At 70.5% G+C, this 15271-nt stretch carries 15 protein-coding genes; 3 read left to right on the plus strand and 12 right to left on the minus strand.

Annotation, left to right across the window (positions count from 1 at the left end; translation table 11 throughout):
- Positions 1-68: 68 nt before the first annotated feature.
- The 7 genes from purM to ACX1D3_RS15185 all read right to left on the minus strand — a co-directional run bounded on the left by purM (position 69) and on the right by ACX1D3_RS15185 (position 8610).
- Positions 69-1112, minus strand: a complete 1044-nt coding sequence (purM, locus tag ACX1D3_RS15155) for a phosphoribosylformylglycinamidine cyclo-ligase (RefSeq protein ID WP_458994635.1) — start codon at positions 1110-1112, stop codon at positions 69-71.
- Positions 1112-2539: an amidophosphoribosyltransferase gene (purF, locus tag ACX1D3_RS15160; protein ID WP_458994636.1), complete on the minus strand. Its 1428-nt coding sequence runs from the start codon at positions 2537-2539 to the stop codon at positions 1112-1114. The genes purM and purF overlap by 1 nt, the downstream gene beginning before the upstream one ends.
- A gap of 62 nt (positions 2540-2601) precedes the next feature.
- The gene (locus ACX1D3_RS15165) at positions 2602-5556 is read right to left on the minus strand and encodes a FlgD immunoglobulin-like domain containing protein (protein WP_458994637.1); all 2955 of its coding nucleotides are present in this window, start codon (positions 5554-5556) and stop codon (positions 2602-2604) included.
- Between the two features lie 34 nt (positions 5557-5590).
- Positions 5591-6676: a sulfate/molybdate ABC transporter ATP-binding protein gene (locus ACX1D3_RS15170; RefSeq protein ID WP_458994638.1), complete on the minus strand. Its 1086-nt coding sequence runs from the start codon at positions 6674-6676 to the stop codon at positions 5591-5593.
- Positions 6669-7454 carry an ABC transporter permease gene (locus ACX1D3_RS15175; protein ID WP_458994639.1) on the minus strand — a complete coding sequence of 262 codons (786 nt, stop codon included), beginning with the start codon at positions 7452-7454 and terminating at the stop codon, positions 6669-6671. Before ACX1D3_RS15175 ends, ACX1D3_RS15170 begins: the two co-directional genes overlap by 8 nt.
- Positions 7451-8206: a molybdate ABC transporter substrate-binding protein gene (gene modA, locus ACX1D3_RS15180; RefSeq protein WP_458994640.1), complete on the minus strand. Its 756-nt coding sequence runs from the start codon at positions 8204-8206 to the stop codon at positions 7451-7453. Before modA ends, ACX1D3_RS15175 begins: the two co-directional genes overlap by 4 nt.
- Positions 8203-8610 (minus strand): TOBE domain-containing protein, encoded by a 408-nt coding sequence (locus tag ACX1D3_RS15185; protein WP_458994641.1) that lies wholly within the window; start codon positions 8608-8610, stop codon positions 8203-8205. Before ACX1D3_RS15185 ends, modA begins: the two co-directional genes overlap by 4 nt.
- 241 nt (positions 8611-8851) lie before the next feature.
- Between ACX1D3_RS15185 and ACX1D3_RS15190 the strand changes: the two genes are divergently transcribed.
- Positions 8852-9367, plus strand: coding sequence for a MogA/MoaB family molybdenum cofactor biosynthesis protein (locus tag ACX1D3_RS15190; protein ID WP_458994642.1), 516 nt, complete (start codon positions 8852-8854; stop codon positions 9365-9367).
- Positions 9368-9369: 2 nt separating this feature from the next.
- On the opposite strand, the gene moaC is transcribed toward ACX1D3_RS15190, so the two are convergent.
- A complete protein-coding gene (gene moaC, locus ACX1D3_RS15195; RefSeq protein ID WP_458994643.1) occupies positions 9370-9846 on the minus strand; it encodes a cyclic pyranopterin monophosphate synthase MoaC in 477 nt (158 codons plus the stop codon).
- 78 nt (positions 9847-9924) lie between these two features.
- Between moaC and ACX1D3_RS15200 the strand changes: the two genes are divergently transcribed.
- Both ACX1D3_RS15200 and ACX1D3_RS15205 read left to right on the plus strand, forming a co-directional pair.
- Positions 9925-10269: an ArsR/SmtB family transcription factor gene (locus ACX1D3_RS15200; protein WP_458994644.1), complete on the plus strand. Its 345-nt coding sequence runs from the start codon at positions 9925-9927 to the stop codon at positions 10267-10269.
- A 2-nt stretch (positions 10270-10271) separates the two neighbouring features.
- A complete protein-coding gene (locus ACX1D3_RS15205) occupies positions 10272-10754 on the plus strand; it encodes an SRPBCC domain-containing protein (RefSeq protein ID WP_458994645.1) in 483 nt (160 codons plus the stop codon).
- Between the two features lie 43 nt (positions 10755-10797).
- Here ACX1D3_RS15205 and ACX1D3_RS15210 read toward each other — a convergent pair whose 3' ends face one another.
- The 4 genes from ACX1D3_RS15210 to ACX1D3_RS15225 all read right to left on the minus strand — a co-directional run bounded on the left by ACX1D3_RS15210 (position 10798) and on the right by ACX1D3_RS15225 (position 15260).
- Positions 10798-12009 (minus strand): molybdopterin molybdotransferase MoeA, encoded by a 1212-nt coding sequence (locus ACX1D3_RS15210; protein ID WP_458994646.1) that lies wholly within the window; start codon positions 12007-12009, stop codon positions 10798-10800.
- A gap of 13 nt (positions 12010-12022) precedes the next feature.
- The gene (locus tag ACX1D3_RS15215) at positions 12023-12439 is read right to left on the minus strand and encodes a molybdenum cofactor biosynthesis protein MoaE (RefSeq protein ID WP_458994647.1); all 417 of its coding nucleotides are present in this window, start codon (positions 12437-12439) and stop codon (positions 12023-12025) included.
- 89 nt (positions 12440-12528) lie between these two features.
- A complete protein-coding gene (locus ACX1D3_RS15220; RefSeq protein ID WP_458994648.1) occupies positions 12529-13920 on the minus strand; it encodes an MFS transporter in 1392 nt (463 codons plus the stop codon).
- Positions 13917-15260, minus strand: a complete 1344-nt coding sequence (locus ACX1D3_RS15225; RefSeq protein ID WP_458994649.1) for an MFS transporter — start codon at positions 15258-15260, stop codon at positions 13917-13919. The genes ACX1D3_RS15220 and ACX1D3_RS15225 overlap by 4 nt, the downstream gene beginning before the upstream one ends.
- Positions 15261-15271 lie beyond the last annotated feature (11 nt).

The following is a 15271-nucleotide window of genomic DNA, read 5'->3' on the forward strand; positions in this document are numbered from 1 at the left end:
ACTGTGGGGAGTGGTCCTTCCCGCACCCTAGCGAGCCAGGCCCGGCGGCCTGGGCCGGCCCCCGGGTCCTACAGGAGGAAGGCCTCGCCCGGGCCCTCGGAGGCCTGGATCTCGCCGATCACCCAGCTGTGCACGCCGCGGGCGGCCAACGCCGCCAGGGCCGCGTCCACCTGATCCTGGGGCAGGATGGCCACCATTCCGACGCCCATGTTGAGGGTGGCGTCGACGTCGGCCTGCTTCAGCCCGCCCACGCTCTGGACCAGCTGGAAGATGGCCGGGGGCGTCCAGCTGGAGCGGCGGAGCACGGCGGCCATGTCGTTGGGGATGACCCGCGCCAGGTTGTTGGCCAGCCCACCGCCGGTGATGTGGCTCATGGCGTGCACCTCGACCTTGCCGATGAGGTCCAGCACGTCGAGCGCGTAGATCTTCGTGGGCTCCAGCAGCTCCTCGCCCAGGGTCCGGCCGAGGTCGTCGACGTGGCGCCCGAGGTCCCAGCCCGCCTGGTTGAGCAGGACGTGCCGCACCAGCGAGTAGCCGTTGGAGTGCAGGCCGGAGGAGGCCATGGCGATGACGGCGTCCCCGGTGCGCACCCGGTCGTGGCCGAGGATCTTCGACCGCTCCACGACGCCCGTCGTCGCGCCGGCGATGTCGTACTCGTGCGGCTCGAGGAGGCCGGGGTGCTCCGCGGTCTCGCCGCCGATCAGCGAGCAGCCCGAGGCGACGCACGCGTCCGCGATCCCGGACACGATGGCCGCGATGCGCTCCGGCACCACCTGACCGCAGGCGATGTAGTCGGTGACGAAGAGCGGCTCGGCGCCGCACACCACAAGGTCGTCGACGAGCATGCCGAGGAGGTCGAAGCCGATGGTGTCGTGCTTGTCCATGGCCTGCGCGATGGCCACCTTGGTGCCCACGCCGTCGGTGGAGGTGGCCAGCACCGGATGCTGATAGCCCTTGAGGGCGGACGCGTCGAAGAACCCGGCGAAACCGCCGAGCCCGCCCATGACCTCGGGCCGGCGGGTGCGGCCCACGTGGGCCTTCATCAGCTCGACGGCGCGGTCCCCGGCCTCGATGTCGACGCCGGCTGCGGCGTAGGCGCTCTTCTCGGACACTATCTCTCCTCGAGTCTCAGCAGCTCGGCCTGGGCCGGCGGGATGGCGACGGGGTACTGCCCGTCGAAGCAGGCACGGCACAGGTTGCCGGCGGGCACCTGGGTGGCCTCCGTCAACCCCTCGAGGGAGATGTAGCCGAGCGAATCGGCGCCGAGCGAGCGGCGGATCTCCTCGACGGTGAGCCCTGGCGCGATGAGCTCGGCCCGGGAGGCGAAGTCGATGCCGTAGAAGCACGGCCACTTCACCGGCGGCGACGAGATGCGCACGTGCACCTCGCGGGCGCCGGCCTCGCGGAGCATCCGCACCAGGGCGCGCTGGGTGTTTCCGCGCACGATCGAGTCGTCGACCACCACCAGCCGCTTGCCCTCGATCACCTCGCGCAGCGGGTTGAGCTTGAGCCGGATGCCGAGCTGCCGGATGGTCTGGCTAGGCTGGATGAAGGTCCGGCCCACGTAGGCGTTCTTCACCAGGCCCTGGCCGTAGGGGATGCCGGAGGCCTGCGCGTAGCCGATGGCCGACGGCGTGCCCGACTCGGGGACGGGGATGACGAGGTCCGCGTCGACGGGGAACTCCTCGGCGAGCTTCTGGCCGATCCGCACGCGCACCGCGTGCACCCCGTGGCCGGCGATGGTGGTGTCCGGGCGGGCCAGGTAGACGTACTCGAAGATGCAGCCCTTCGGCTGGGCCTCGGCGAAGCGCACGGTCCGCAGGCCCCGCTCGTCGATGGCGAGGAACTCGCCGGGCTCGACCTCGCGGACGAAGCTGGCGCCGACGATGTCCAGCGCCGCGGTCTCGGAGGCGACCACCCAGCCGTTGGCGAGCCGGCCGATGACGAGCGGCCGGATGCCCTGCGGGTCACGCGCGGCGAACAGGGTGCGCTCGGTCATGAAGGTGAGGCAGAAGGCGCCCTTGAGCCGCGGGAGCACCTTCATGGCGACGGACTCGATGGGCTCCTCGCCGAAGCTGGCCATGAGCGCGGTCACCAGCGACGTGTCGTTGGTGGAGTCCATGGTCTTCTTCTCGGGGACCTGCTCCGTGGGGTCGAGCTCCGCCAGCCACGCCTCGAGCTCGTGGGTGTTGGTGAGGTTTCCGTTGTGCGCCAGCGCTAAACCGCCCGCGTGGGTGGCGCGGAAGGTGGGCTGGGCGTTGTGCCAGACACTCGCCCCCGTCGTCGAGTAGCGGGTGTGGCCGATGGCGAGCCGTCCCGGAAGCGACTTCAGCGTCGCCTCGTTGAACACCTGGCTGACCAGGCCCATGTCCTTGTAGACCATGATCCGCTGCAGGTTGCTCACCGCGATCCCGGCGGACTCCTGGCCGCGGTGTTGCAGCGCGAACAGACCGAAGAAGGTCAGCTGGGCGACGTCCTCCTCGGGCGCCCACACACCGAAGACGCCGCATTCTTCCTTGGGACCGTCGTAGCCGAGCACGCGGAAGACTCTACCGGTTGGCGCGCCGCCGGGTCGCCGTCGCCCGTGCGGTGGGCCGATGCTCAGGAGAACCGGACGATGTTGTTGAACACCCACATGGGAGTGGGCGCGTAGGCGTAGCCGCCGCCGGGCTTCGGGGTCGCGGCGATGACGGTCGCCCAGATGTAGGAGCGGCAGGCGTTGAGTCCCGTGGTCTGAGGGTCGTCGCACACGGTCTTCCACTGGCGGCCCGCCGATGTCCACTGGTTCGAGTATCCCAGCGGGTTGCCGGCGTCCACCCAGGCCGCGCGCGGCATCGGCAGATAGGTCAGGTTGTTGAACACCCAGCCGTTGACCGTGACGTAGCGACCGTTCACGAGCTTCACCTGGGAGGCCCAGATCTCGGTGCGGCAGCGCTCGGTCTGCGAGTAGGGCTCGCAGGTGGTGCGCCACTGCCGCCCGTTGATGGAGTGGGGGCCAGGGACCTCGTACGGCGCCACGCGGGTCGGCGTGGGCGTGGGTGTCGGGGTTGGCGTGGGTGTCGGGGTTGGCGTGGGTGTCGGGGTTGGCGTGGGCGTGGGCGTGGGGGTGCCCTCGTCCGAGAAATCCCGCCAGAAGAACATGGTTGTCGAGGAGTAGCCCGGGAGGGCAACCGGGTAGACGACGACCGTGCCGAGCGCGGGATAGGTACCGGGAGCGAGAAGTTTCTTCCCGTCGTCTGTGAGGCTGTAGCCGGCGATCCCCTCGACACTGCCGGGGATGGTGAAGGTGTCATCCGCGCTGCCGTCGAGATCGGTGAACACCACCGGCGCAGGAGTCACGGAGCACTTGTCGACCGTGGTGGTGAACTCCCAGTTGGTCGTCCCCGTCAGTTGATAGCCGTCGTCGGCCACGGCCCTGATCGGCAGACGCCGCGGCGCGGCATAGGTGCCCGGGTAGCGGATGAGGCCGAAGGTCTCGTACCGCACCCCTCGCACGGAGGGGATGGTGACCGTGTCATTCGGTCCGCAGGCGTCCACGACGACCGGGACCGGCGCCGTCGTGCTGATGGGCGCATCGCCCACCACGACCTCGCCCTGGGCCGGCGACACCATGTCCGACGAGGTGACGGCCTTGCCCGCCGCGTCCGAGACCAGCAACCGCCATTGATACGCACCCGGGGGCAGCATCTTCCGTGACTCGTTGGTGGCATCCCACTCGACGTCGCGGAGCCCGCCATCGACCGACGCGGCCGTGTGGATGGTGCGGACCAACTCTCCCGCCAGCGTGCGGATCTCGATCCGCCCAGCCTCGACGGGCTTGGTCAGGTCGAACTCCGGCCGCCACGGGGCGCTCTCACTGACAGGCCCCGGAGCAGCTGAGACACCCAGTAGCGCCGGGGCAGAGGTGCCGCCGAAGGGCAGTTCCGTGATCCGCAGTTCCTCGTCCCGGTCCAGCCCGCCGACGGCCGTGACCAGCCGGTTCCCGTCCAGCGCTACGGGGCGGCCGGGAACCGTCAATGAGGGGGCGAGCTGCGTCTGGTCCACGCCCGAATTGAGGTCGAAGACCAGAGACTCGGGCCCACTGCGGGACACCGCGATCCCGTCACCCACGTGTGTGACCTCACCGATGTAGGAGCCGAGCGGCTCGAGGACGAGCCGGACACCGGTCGCGCGATTCCAGGCGCGGGTATCACCGACCGACCAGCGGCCCCACATCTTCTCAGTCGAGTAGCCGTCTCCCGCCGGCCCCACTGAGTCGAGCCCCTGTCCCGTCTCACGGTTGTAGATCGCCGACGAGGTCATCGACCAGGGCCCGAAGATGTCGGACGTGGTGGGCACGACCGACAGGACGCCGTCGGCGTCCGCGATGGTATGACCGTTGATCTCGCGATCGGACACCAGCGCGTACGGACCCGACACCTTCGTCGCATTCAGCGTCGTGTCGATGAGCGCACCGGCGGCACCTCCGTCGAACCAGCGCCGGTCGACGACAGACCTCGCCCCCTGAGCCACCACCTGCTTGCCCAACGGCACTTCGGCCGAATAGGTGGTGCCGCTCCCGTCCCTGCGCCAGGCGGAGGTCGCCTGAGTCGCGCGGTTGTCTGCTCCGTAGAGCGCCGTGGGCGTCAGGGACGCCGACAGCAGACGCCCGGCCACCGCCGGGACCCCTGCGCTCCTGGTGGCCACCCCGTCCGCCCCGATGCGCCAGACATCGGCACGGTCCGGCTCATAGACCAGACACGCGAGAGTCCCGTCCAACTGGCAGGAGTTGACCGGCGGCAGGTCGACAGCGACGAAGTCCGTGCCGACCAGCGTCAGGACCTGCCCCTTGACCACCCCATAGATCGTGTCGGAGGCGGGAAACACCTGGTCATTGCTGGTGAAGGGTGTATCCACATCTCGACACGTCGCTGTCGGTGCCTCCCATTCCGCGGTGCACCAGCGCTGGGTCGTGCCGAAGGTGCCCTCCAGCCATGAGATGCCCCGCTCGGACGGCCTGATCACTCGGATGCTCCCACCTACGGGATAGATGGAGCTGGCGCCGTCCGACAGACGCTGCACACTGAGGCCAGCCTGAGTCCTGTCATAGGCGCGGCCATAGGCCAACCGCCCGTAGGGACTGTCCAGCTGAAGCGAGCGGCCATCCCAGTAGCGGAACGTGGCGTTCGGGTAATCGTCCGTCCGGACCAGGTAACCCTCCTCGTTGAAGGCCCATGGCAACCCGGTGAAGGCTCGGTTGGCGACGTCGCCGGTCTGCATGTCGACGATCCGCACGGATGTGTCGACAGTACCGTCGACCGCCACGTACCGGCCGGTGGTGTCTGGAAGAGTGCCCTCCGGAACGGCGCGGTCGAGGCGCTCGACCAGTCCCCCCGATCCAAACAGGCTCCCTTCACGGAGCAGGTAGGCATCACCCTCCGCGGCGACAAGGTCACTCTGGGGAGCACCCAACGCCCCGGGCAGGACCACGGTGTCGGCCTCGGCCGCGGCCGGCAACCCGCTCAACCCCAGCAGAATGGCGACGCCGACCAGGAGCCCCACACCACGTCGAACCACAGCGTTCCCCTCGTCAGACTACGAGCGGAACGTATCAGATCAGTGACTCCGCCCTCGCTCCCGGGGGCCCTGTGTAGAGCGTCACCTGGGTCGCCTTGACCACCGCCAACGCTTGCTGCCCTGGCCCGAGCGCAAGCTCACGCACCGCGGCGGGGGTCAGATCCGCGGCGATCCGCTGCCCGGCGACCTCCAGAGTGACCCGCTGCACCGGCATCCGGTCCTCGACACCCGCCACCAGCGCCCGCAGTTCGTTGCGCGGGCTGCCGTGGGTTGCCTCGCGGAAGATGCTGACCGCCGATGGCGGGAACACCGCGCGGGCGGGACCGGGCGGCAGCGGCTCGGACGCGATGCCGGAGATGGCGGTGGCATCGTCCAGCCAGATCGCCCCGTCGGCCCGTGCCTCGCCGTGGAGCAGGTTGACGCCGACGAGGCCGGCGAGGAAGCCGGTGGTGGGCCGCTGGCAGAGGTCGTCGACGGTGCCCTCCGCGACGACGCGACCGTCGGCCAGCTCGACGAGCCGGTCGGCCAGCGCAACGACGTCGAGGAAGTCGTGGGTGACCAGCATCGTCGTGATCCCGCGCAGGCGTTCCCTGAGGAGGGTCCGGATCTCGGGGGCGACGGTGGCGTCGAGGGCCGCGAGCGGCTCGTCGAGAAGCATGAGCTCCGGGTCGATGGCCAGCGAGCGGGCGAGCGAGACCCGCTGCGCCTGACCCCCCGAGAGAGTCCTCGGTAGCCGGCGGCCGAGGTCCGCGCAGCCGACCGCGGCCAACTCCTCAGCGGCCCTGGCCCGCGCGGCCCCGCGGGTGACACCGCGGGCCCGGAGCCCGAAGGCCACGTTGTCCAGCACGTCTAGGTGTGGGAAGAGCAGCGAGCGTTGCTCCACGTAGCCGAACCGCCGACGGTGCGGCGGGATGTGCCCCGACGGGCCCGAGAGTTCCTGGCCGTGCACGACCACGCGGCCCGCGGTGGGCCGGAGATCACCGGAGACGAGTTGGACGAGGCTGGACTTGCCGGCCCCGTTGGGCCCGACGACGGCGAGCGTGGCGCCCTCGGGGACGGCGAGGTCGACAGTGAGGCCGCGGGCGGGGATGGCGGCGGCCACGCGGATCGCGTCAGGCATGGGCCCCCCTGCCCCGCATGGCCGCGAATACGATGACGGCTGCAACCCCGAGTAGCACGACGGCGAGCGCCAGCGACAGCTCCGTGTCGGCCTCCCGCAGCAGGTAGATCTCCAGCGGCAGCGTGCGGGTGACGCCCTGGAGCGACCCGGCGAAGGTAAGCGTGGCGCCGAACTCCCCCAGCGCGCGGGCGAACGCCAATGCGGTGCCGGAGAGGATCGCCGGGGCGGCCAGCGGGACGGTGACCCGCCGGAACACCGTGGTGGGGCGGGCGCCGAGCCGAGCGGCCGCCCGCTCGTAGTCGGTGCCGGCGGAGCGCAGCGCGCCCTCCAGGCTGACCACTAGGAACGGGAGCGCGACGAACGTCTGCGCGACGACCACCGCGGCGGTGGTGAAGCCGATCTCGATTCCGGCGACGGCCAGCGGTGCCCCGATCAGGCCTCGACGCCCGAGGGTGGTGAGCAGCGCGAGGCCGGCGACGACGGGGGGCAGCACCATCGGCACCGTCACCAGGGTGCGGGCGAACGTGACCCAGCGGCCGCGGGACCGGGCGAGCACCAGGGCCATCGGGACCCCGAGGATGACCACGATGAGGGTGGTCACGACGCAGGTGCCGAGGCTGAGGAGCAGGGCGTCGCGCGCCGGCTCGGACGAGAGCAACTCGCCCAGCCTGGTCCACGGCGCGCGGATCAGCAGGGCCGCCAACGGGACGACGAGGATCGCCGCCCCCATGGCGAAGGGCCCCCACGCCCACCTCGGCAGCACCGCGGCACCCGTCACTGGGGCGGACCGAACCCGGCGTCGATCAACGCCTCCTGCCACTCGCCCGTGAGCGATTCGACGAACGCCCGCGCGGCCTCCGGGTGGGGCGCGCCGGCCACCACCGCGACCCAATAGGTGTTGGGGTCCGCGTCGGCTCCAGGGATCTCGATGCTGATCACGTCGGCCGACGATGCCGCGTCAGTGGCGTAGACGAGGCCGGCGTCGGCCTCCCCCGAGGCGACCTTGCCGAGCACGTCGGAGACCTTCGTCTCCTCGGACACCGGGCGCAGCTCGATCCCCGCCGCCTCCGCCAGCCGGGCTGCGACGGCGCCGCACGGCACCTCCACGGCACAGGTGACCAGCTTCCCGGCGTTGAGCGACTCGTCGAACCCCGTGACACCGGCCGGGTTGTCCGCCGGCACGATCACCACGAGCGTGTTGGTGGCGAACATCACCGGCTCGCCGTCGATCACGCCCTCCTCGACGGCGCGGTCCATGTTCTTCTTGTCGGCCGAGGCGAAGACATCGGCGGGGGCACCACCGACGAGTTGGTCCACGAGACCCGAGGAGCCGTCGAAGCTGAACGTGACGCCCTCCGCCAACGGCGGGAGGACTTTGCTCAGCGAGGCGGCCGCGAAGACGACGGCACCGTCGACGCCAGCCGTGGCGTCGGGCGCGCCGCCGGGTGTCGCGGTGGTGGCGCCGGTGGGTTGGCTGCAGCCCGCCGCGAGGAGGACGACTGCAAGGACGGTGACTGCGAGGCGGTTCACGGCCTCCCCCCTTCGACGGTGACGTTGGTGGCCTTGATGACCGCGGTGGCCACGGACCCCACCTCAAGGCCCAGCTCGCGGACCGCCTCGGTGGAGATGAGCGAGACGATGCGGTAGCGCCCGCACTGCAGCTCCACCTGGCTCATCACGAGGTCGGAGGTGACCTTGGTCACGATGCCGGTGAGGTGGTTGCGCGCGGAGCGCGTGCCTGCGCCCGCGTCGAACTCGTCCAGCCCGCCGTCGGCCAGTTCCTGCGCGAGGGCTGCGAGCGCCGCGCCGTCGACCACCCGCCGGCCCTGCTCGTCGACGGTGGAGGCGATCCGGCCGGCCTCCACCCACCGTCGGAGGGTGTCGTCGCTCACGCCAAGCAGGCTCGCCGCCATTGATATCCGTATCTGCGTCATGGTTGACCCTAACACTCCGCACATGCGGCGGTGTTGCGGTCGGGGTGCCGGCCTATCGTTCGGCCCACGGGGCAGCGGCGACGCCCGCTGAGAGCTGGCCGGCGCCACCCATCCGCGCCCTCCCCAGTGCACGACACGCCGACCGGATGGCACCCCGGGGCCACAGGCAGCACCGGCCGACGGTTCGGGCGGCGTGTCGTGCACGGCACCCCGGGCCGACTCAAAGATCTAGGCTTGGGGGATGTCGTACCGAGCCGCCGTCATCACCTGTTCAGACCGGGCGTCGAGCGATGTCTACGAGGACCGTTCGGGCCCAGTCATCCGGCACGCGCTCAAGGAGCTGGGGTTCGACGTCACGCCCCCGGTGATCGTGCCCGACGAGGCTGAGGTGATCGCCACCGAGATCCGGCTGGCGGTGGCCGACGGGGCGCGCGTCGTGATCACCACGGGCGGGACCGGCGTTGGGCCGCGCGACGTCACGGTCGAGGCCACGCGGCCACTGCTCGACTACGAGGTGCCGGGCGTCGCGGAGGCGGTGCGCAGCCTGGGCTCGGCGAACACCCCCCTCGCCTGGCTCTCCCGAGGGCTGGCCGGCGTGATCATCCAGGACGAGAACCGCGCGTTCGTGTTCAACGCCCCCGGCTCCCGTGGGGGTGCACGCGACGCGCTCTCCGTGCTCGCCCCCCTGCTGACGCACATCGTCGATCAGCTCGACGGGGCGGACCACGACCTCAACCGCCCCTCCAGCCAGGGCTAGCCTCAGTCCTCGACTGGGCGGGTCCAGTCGCCTGAGCGGCCGCCGCTCTTGGCTGTGATCCGGGCGGAGACGATCTCGGCGGAGCGGTCCACGCCCTTGACCATGTCCACCACGGCCAGCGCCGCGACGGTCACTGCCGTCAGCGCCTCCATCTCGACCCCCGTGCGGTCGGCCGTGCGCACCGTAGCCTCGATGCGCACCCCGTCGTCGACAATCTCCAGGTCCACCACGGCCCCGTGCACGCCGATGACGTGGGCGAGGGGCAGCAGGTCCGGCACCTTCTTCGTCGCCGCGATGCCCGCGACCCGCGCCACCGCGAGCACGTCGCCCTTCGGCACTGTTCCCCCACGCAACGCCTCGACGACGTCGGCCGAGCAGCGCACCGACGCGACGGCGGTGGCGGACCGGACGGTGGGCTGCTTGGCGGTGACGTCGACCATGCGGGCATCGCCGCGGGCGTCTAGATGCGTGAACTCCATGCGCCAAGCCTGTCAGGTTCACCCGCCGGCACCAACACACCCTTTACATGTGACCATTTAGTCACCTATTGTGGAGTCATGGACGAGGATCTCGTGTTCAAGGCGCTGGCGGATCCGATCCGCCGACTCCTCATGGACGCGTTGTTCGAGCGGGACGGCCGTCCGCTCGGCGAGTTGACGGACCTCGTCCAGAGCCGGGTCGACATGACGCGGTTCGGCGTCGCCAAGCACCTCCGCATCCTGGAGGAGGCGGGCATCGTGACCACGCGCAGGCAAGGCCGGGAGAAGCTGCATCACCTCAACCCGGTCCCCATCCAGCAGATCCACGAGAGATGGATCGGCAAGTACACCGACAGGGCGGGGATCGCCTCTGCCCTGTTGCAGCTCAAACACGTCGTCGAGAACGACTCCACGGAAGGCTGACCATGAACAACACCGTCGTCTACAGCATCTACATCAAGGCCCCCGCCCAACGCGTCTGGGACGCCCTCACCACCTCCGACTACACCTCGCGCTGGGGCTACGGCGGCGACGTCGAGATCGACCTCCAGCCCGGCGGCGTGTACCGCAACCTGAGCACCGACGAGATGAAGCAGATGGGGATGGGCGACGTCGCCGTCGAGGGGAAGGTGGTCGAGATCGACGAGCCTCGGCGGTTGGTGCTGGACTGGGCCCCGGCCTGGCACCCTGGCGCCGAGGCCACCCGCCTCACCTGGGAACTCACCGAGTACCCGAGCGGCCTGACCCAGGTGGTCCTCACCCACGACGTCACGAACAACCCGCAACTGCTGGCCGAGGTGAGTGGTGGGGCTGACCCGCAGACCGGAGGCGGCGGCTGGCCCTGGGTGCTGTCGGACCTGAAGTCGCTGCTGGAGACCGGGCGGCCGATGGACGAGCTCGCGGGCTGACACCGGAGCGGGCGTGCCCGGGTGAGGGCCCCGGCGCGTCCGCTCAGCCGCGGGTGGGATGCACCGCGACGACGTCCCCAGGCGCCGCGCCCTCGACGTCCTCATGGACGACGGCGAGGCCATCGGCCAGGTGCAGCGACGCCACCAGGTGCGAGCCCGAGCCCAACCGGTGCGTCGGTCGGACGGCGCCGTCGACGATGCGCACCGGGGTGTACTGCCGCCGGCCGGGCGGGCTCCGCCACCCCTCGGCCACCGGCAGGTCGACGGCGGGCCAGGTGGTGGGCAGCCCCTGGAAGGCCGCGATCAGGGGACGGAGGAACGCGTAGGAGCTCACGAAGACGCTCACTGGGTTGCCGGGAAGGCCCAGGAACGCCACCTCACGCCCGTCCGGGGCGCGTAGGGCCCCGCAGGCCTGGGGCTTGCCGGGCTGCATGGCCACCTTGACGAACTCGATGTCGCCCTCGACCACCTGCCGGACCACCTCGAACGCCCCCACCGAGACCCCGCCGGAGGTGACCACCACGTCGGCGGCCGCCGTCGCCTCCGAGAGCACGCGGGAGAACTCCGCCCCGTCGTCGGGCACGCAGCGGCGCAGGACCACCGTGCCGCCGAACCGCTCCACGAGGCCCGCGAGCAGGATCGAGTTGGAGTCCGGTATCTGGCCGAAGCCGAGCGGCTGACCGGCCGGCATGAGCTCCGAGCCGGTGGACAGCACCGCCACACGTGGACGACGACGAAGAGGCACCTCCCCATAGCCGATCGACGCCGCCGCGGACGCCGCCTCCGGACCCCAGACGGTGCCGGCGGGCAGCACCACGTCGCCGGCGCGCACGTCCTCACCGGCCCGGCGCACGTGGCGCCCGGGTGTCGCGGCCTCGGTGACGAGCACGGCGGCCGGCAGCGGCGCCGCCCCCATCGGCTGGTCGGTGGCCTCCACCGGGACAACGGCGTCCGCCCCGGGCGGCATGGGGGCGCCGGTCATGATCCGAGCGGCCTCACCCGGCCCCACCGTCGGGGTGGAGGTGGCGCCCGCCGGGATGTCGCCGACCACCCGCAGCAGGGCGCCCGCCGTCGCGTCGGAGGCGCGCACCGCGAAGCCGTCCATGGCGGAGTTGCCGAAGGGAGGCACCGCGACGCGGGCCGACAGGTCCTCGGTCAGCACCCTGCCGCGACCCTCACCGACGGGCGTCGACGCCGACGGCAGCAGCGAGGCCAGCGCCAGCACCCTGGCCAGGTACTCCTCGACGCTCAGCATCCGCGCCCCTGGATCACGGGCACTGGGACCACTCGTGGGTGCCGTCGGCCAGGAACTGCTTCTTCCAGATCGGCAGCCGCTCCTTGACCCGCTCCACCAGGTCCGACGCGCAGCCGAACGCCTGGGCCCGGTGTGACGCGGCCACCGCCACGAACAGCGCCACTCCCCCGATGCCGAGCGTGCCCACGCGGTGCTGCGCGGCGATGGCGTGCACGCCGTCGCGGCCCTCGAACCCCGCGACGATCTCGCGCATCACCGCGTCCGCCGTCGGGTGGCCCACGTACTCGATGCCGGTCACCGCGACGCCGTGGTCGTGGTTGCGGACGATCCCGCCGAACGTCACGACGGCGCCCGCGCGGTCGTCGCTGACGAACGCGACGAGCGCGTCGCCGTCGACGTCCTCGGACGTCACCCCTGCGAACTGCTTCACACTGACCAGCCTAACTGCGCGTCGTCGTCGTGGATCCGGCCGTTCCACCCGCCCTGGGGCGGGGGGGCCGGCGCGGCAGAGCGACGGCGTCAGCTCGGCTTCGGCGCGCCCGGGCGGGCGTAGCGCATCCAGGTGATCGCGATGCACAGCACCGCCCACACCGCGCCGATGGCGTAGAACAGCGTGGGGCTCATGATGGTGAGGCCGACGCCGAACAGGAACGGGCCGAACGCCGCGATGGCCGCCGTCCAACCGATCACGCCGCCCGCCTGCCGCTTCTCGAAGATCATCGGCATCTGCTTGAAGGTGGACGCGTTGCCGATCCCGGAGAACAGGAAGATCGCCAGCATGCCCCACAGGAACTGGTTGAAGCCGCCCTGGAGAGCCGCCGCACTGGAGGTGTCGGGCGTGAGCGCCGGGATGGTGAACAGGATGGAGGCCAGGATGCCGATGCCGGAGATGAGGGTCCAGACGGCGCCGCCCATCCGGTCGGTGAGCGGGGAGAACAGCACGCGCGCGCCGGCCCCGACGAGCGGGCCGAGGAACACGAACTTCACCGGGTCCGGCAGCGTGTAGCCCTCGACGAGCATGGTCGCGGTGGCGCCGGCGCCCTCGACGATGTTGGCGTTCCCCGCGCCGTACAGGTTGAGCATGAGCAGGCCGAACTGTGCCGCCAGGCCCGAGAACGTGCCGAAGGTCATGATGTAGAGGATGGTCATCCACCAGGTGTCCTGGTTGGAGAAGATGTCGAACTGCTGCTTGATGTTGGCCTTGATCGGCACGGAGCGCAGCGCGATGTAGGCCCAGATGGCGCCCGCGACGATGAACGGGATGTAGATCAGCGCCGAGTTCTGGTACCAGACGGTCACCGGGTCCTTGCCCGCCACGGCCATCTGCTGCGAGCCCAGGAAGGCGAACATGCCGAAGGTGATCAGCCACGGGGTGAGCAGCTGGACCAGCGAGACGCCGAAGTTGCCGATGCCCGCCTGCAGCCCGAGCGCGGTGCCCTGGAGCCGCTTGGGGAAGAAGTACGACGTCGAGGGCATGAAGCCGGAGAACGCGCCGCCGCCGATGCCGGAGAGGAACGCCAGCCCCATGAGGCGCCAGTAGGGCACGTCCGGGTTGGTCACCTCGAAGCCCCACCCGAGCACGGGGAGGATCAGCAGGAGCGTGGTGAGCGCCACCATCTTGCGGGTGCCGATCTTGGGCGGCAGCACCATCCAGACGAGGCGCAGCAGGCCGCCGGAGAGGCCGGGCATGGCCGCCATCCAGTAGAGCTGCTCCTTGGTGAAGTCGAAGCCGAGCGCGTTGAGCTTGGGCACGATCGCGCTGGGCAGGAACCACGCCACGAACGCCAGCGTCAGCGTGAACGTGGTGATGGTGAGGGTGTTCCAGGCGAGCCGGCTGTCCCACTTGGCCGGGTCCTCCGGATCCCAGGACTGGAGCCAGTCGCCCTTGGTCTCGAACTTGGTGGTGCTCATACTGCGGCCTCCTCAAGGGGAAGTTCGATGGTGCCGGCGAGCTCGGGAGACTTGTCGTGCAGCATCTTGACGATGGTGACGTGCATCCACACCGCGCAGATGACGGTGAGGATGAACAGAACGAAGAAGGTGGAGGTCGGGAATCCGGACCACACCTTGGTGTAGGCGAACAGCGGCGGCAGGATGAAGCCGCCGAGGCCGCCGAGGGTGCCGACGAGGCCACCCACCGAGCCCACGTTCTCGGGGAAGTACTCGGGGATGTGCTTGAACACCGCGGCCTTGCCCAGGCCCATGGCGCAGCCGAGCAGGAACACCAGCACCGCGAACATCCACACGTTGAGGTGGTACGGGAGGTGCTGGGTCTGGGAGCCGTCGGCGTGGTCGATGACGATGAACCCGTTGGGCATCATGAGGATGCCGGTGGTGAGCAGCATGAGTGCGAAGGTCCAGTACATGACCTTCCGGGCGCCCCAGTGGTCGCTCATCCATCCGCCGACGGGGCGGAGCAGGGAGGCTGGGAAGATGAAGGTGGCGGTGAGCAGGCCGGCGGTGGTGAGGTCGACGTCGAAGTTGTCGACGTAGTACTTCGGCAACCACGCGGACAGCGCCACGTAGGCGCCGAACACGGCCACGTAGTAGAGGGAGAAGCGCCAGACGCGCATGTGCTTGAGCGGCACGAGCATGTCTCGGACGCTTCGGCTGGTCCCGGGCGCGCGGTCCACCCGCGGCACGATCAGCCACACCGCGACACCGACGATCACCAGCAGCACCGCGTAGATCACCGGCACCAGGCGCCAGCCGCCCTCGATGCCGAGCGCGAAGGTGGCGCCGGCGGTGCCTGCGATGAGCGGGGGGCCGATGAACTTGGTGACGGAGGCGCCCACGTTGCCCGCGCCGAACACGCCCAGGGCGAGGCCCTGCCGCTTGCGCGAGTACCAGGCGGCGTTCCAGGCGGTGCCGACGGAGAACAGGTTCCCCGCGAAGCCGACGAGGAACGCCAGCACCAGCAGCAGCCCGTAGCTGTCCGCCTTCGAGACGAGGTACGCGGGCACGGCGGTGGCGAACAGGAGGAACAGCGTGACCTTCCGGCCGCCGATCCGGTCCGCCAGGATGCCCGCCGGGAGCCGCCACATGGAGCCGTTGAGCACGGCCAGCGCCGAGATCCACGACAGCTCCACGTCGGTGAGGCCGAGCTCCTTCTGGATGGGGACGCCGAGGATCCCGAACATCAGCCACACGGCGAACATGAGGGTGAAGGCGATGGTGGACATGATCATGACGCGGCCGGCGCCGGGACCCGTCTCGTGGACGGGCTCAACCTCGATGAGGTGCTTGCTCACTTGGGGGGTGT

The organism is Tessaracoccus yangjingae (genome assembly GCF_054483935.1).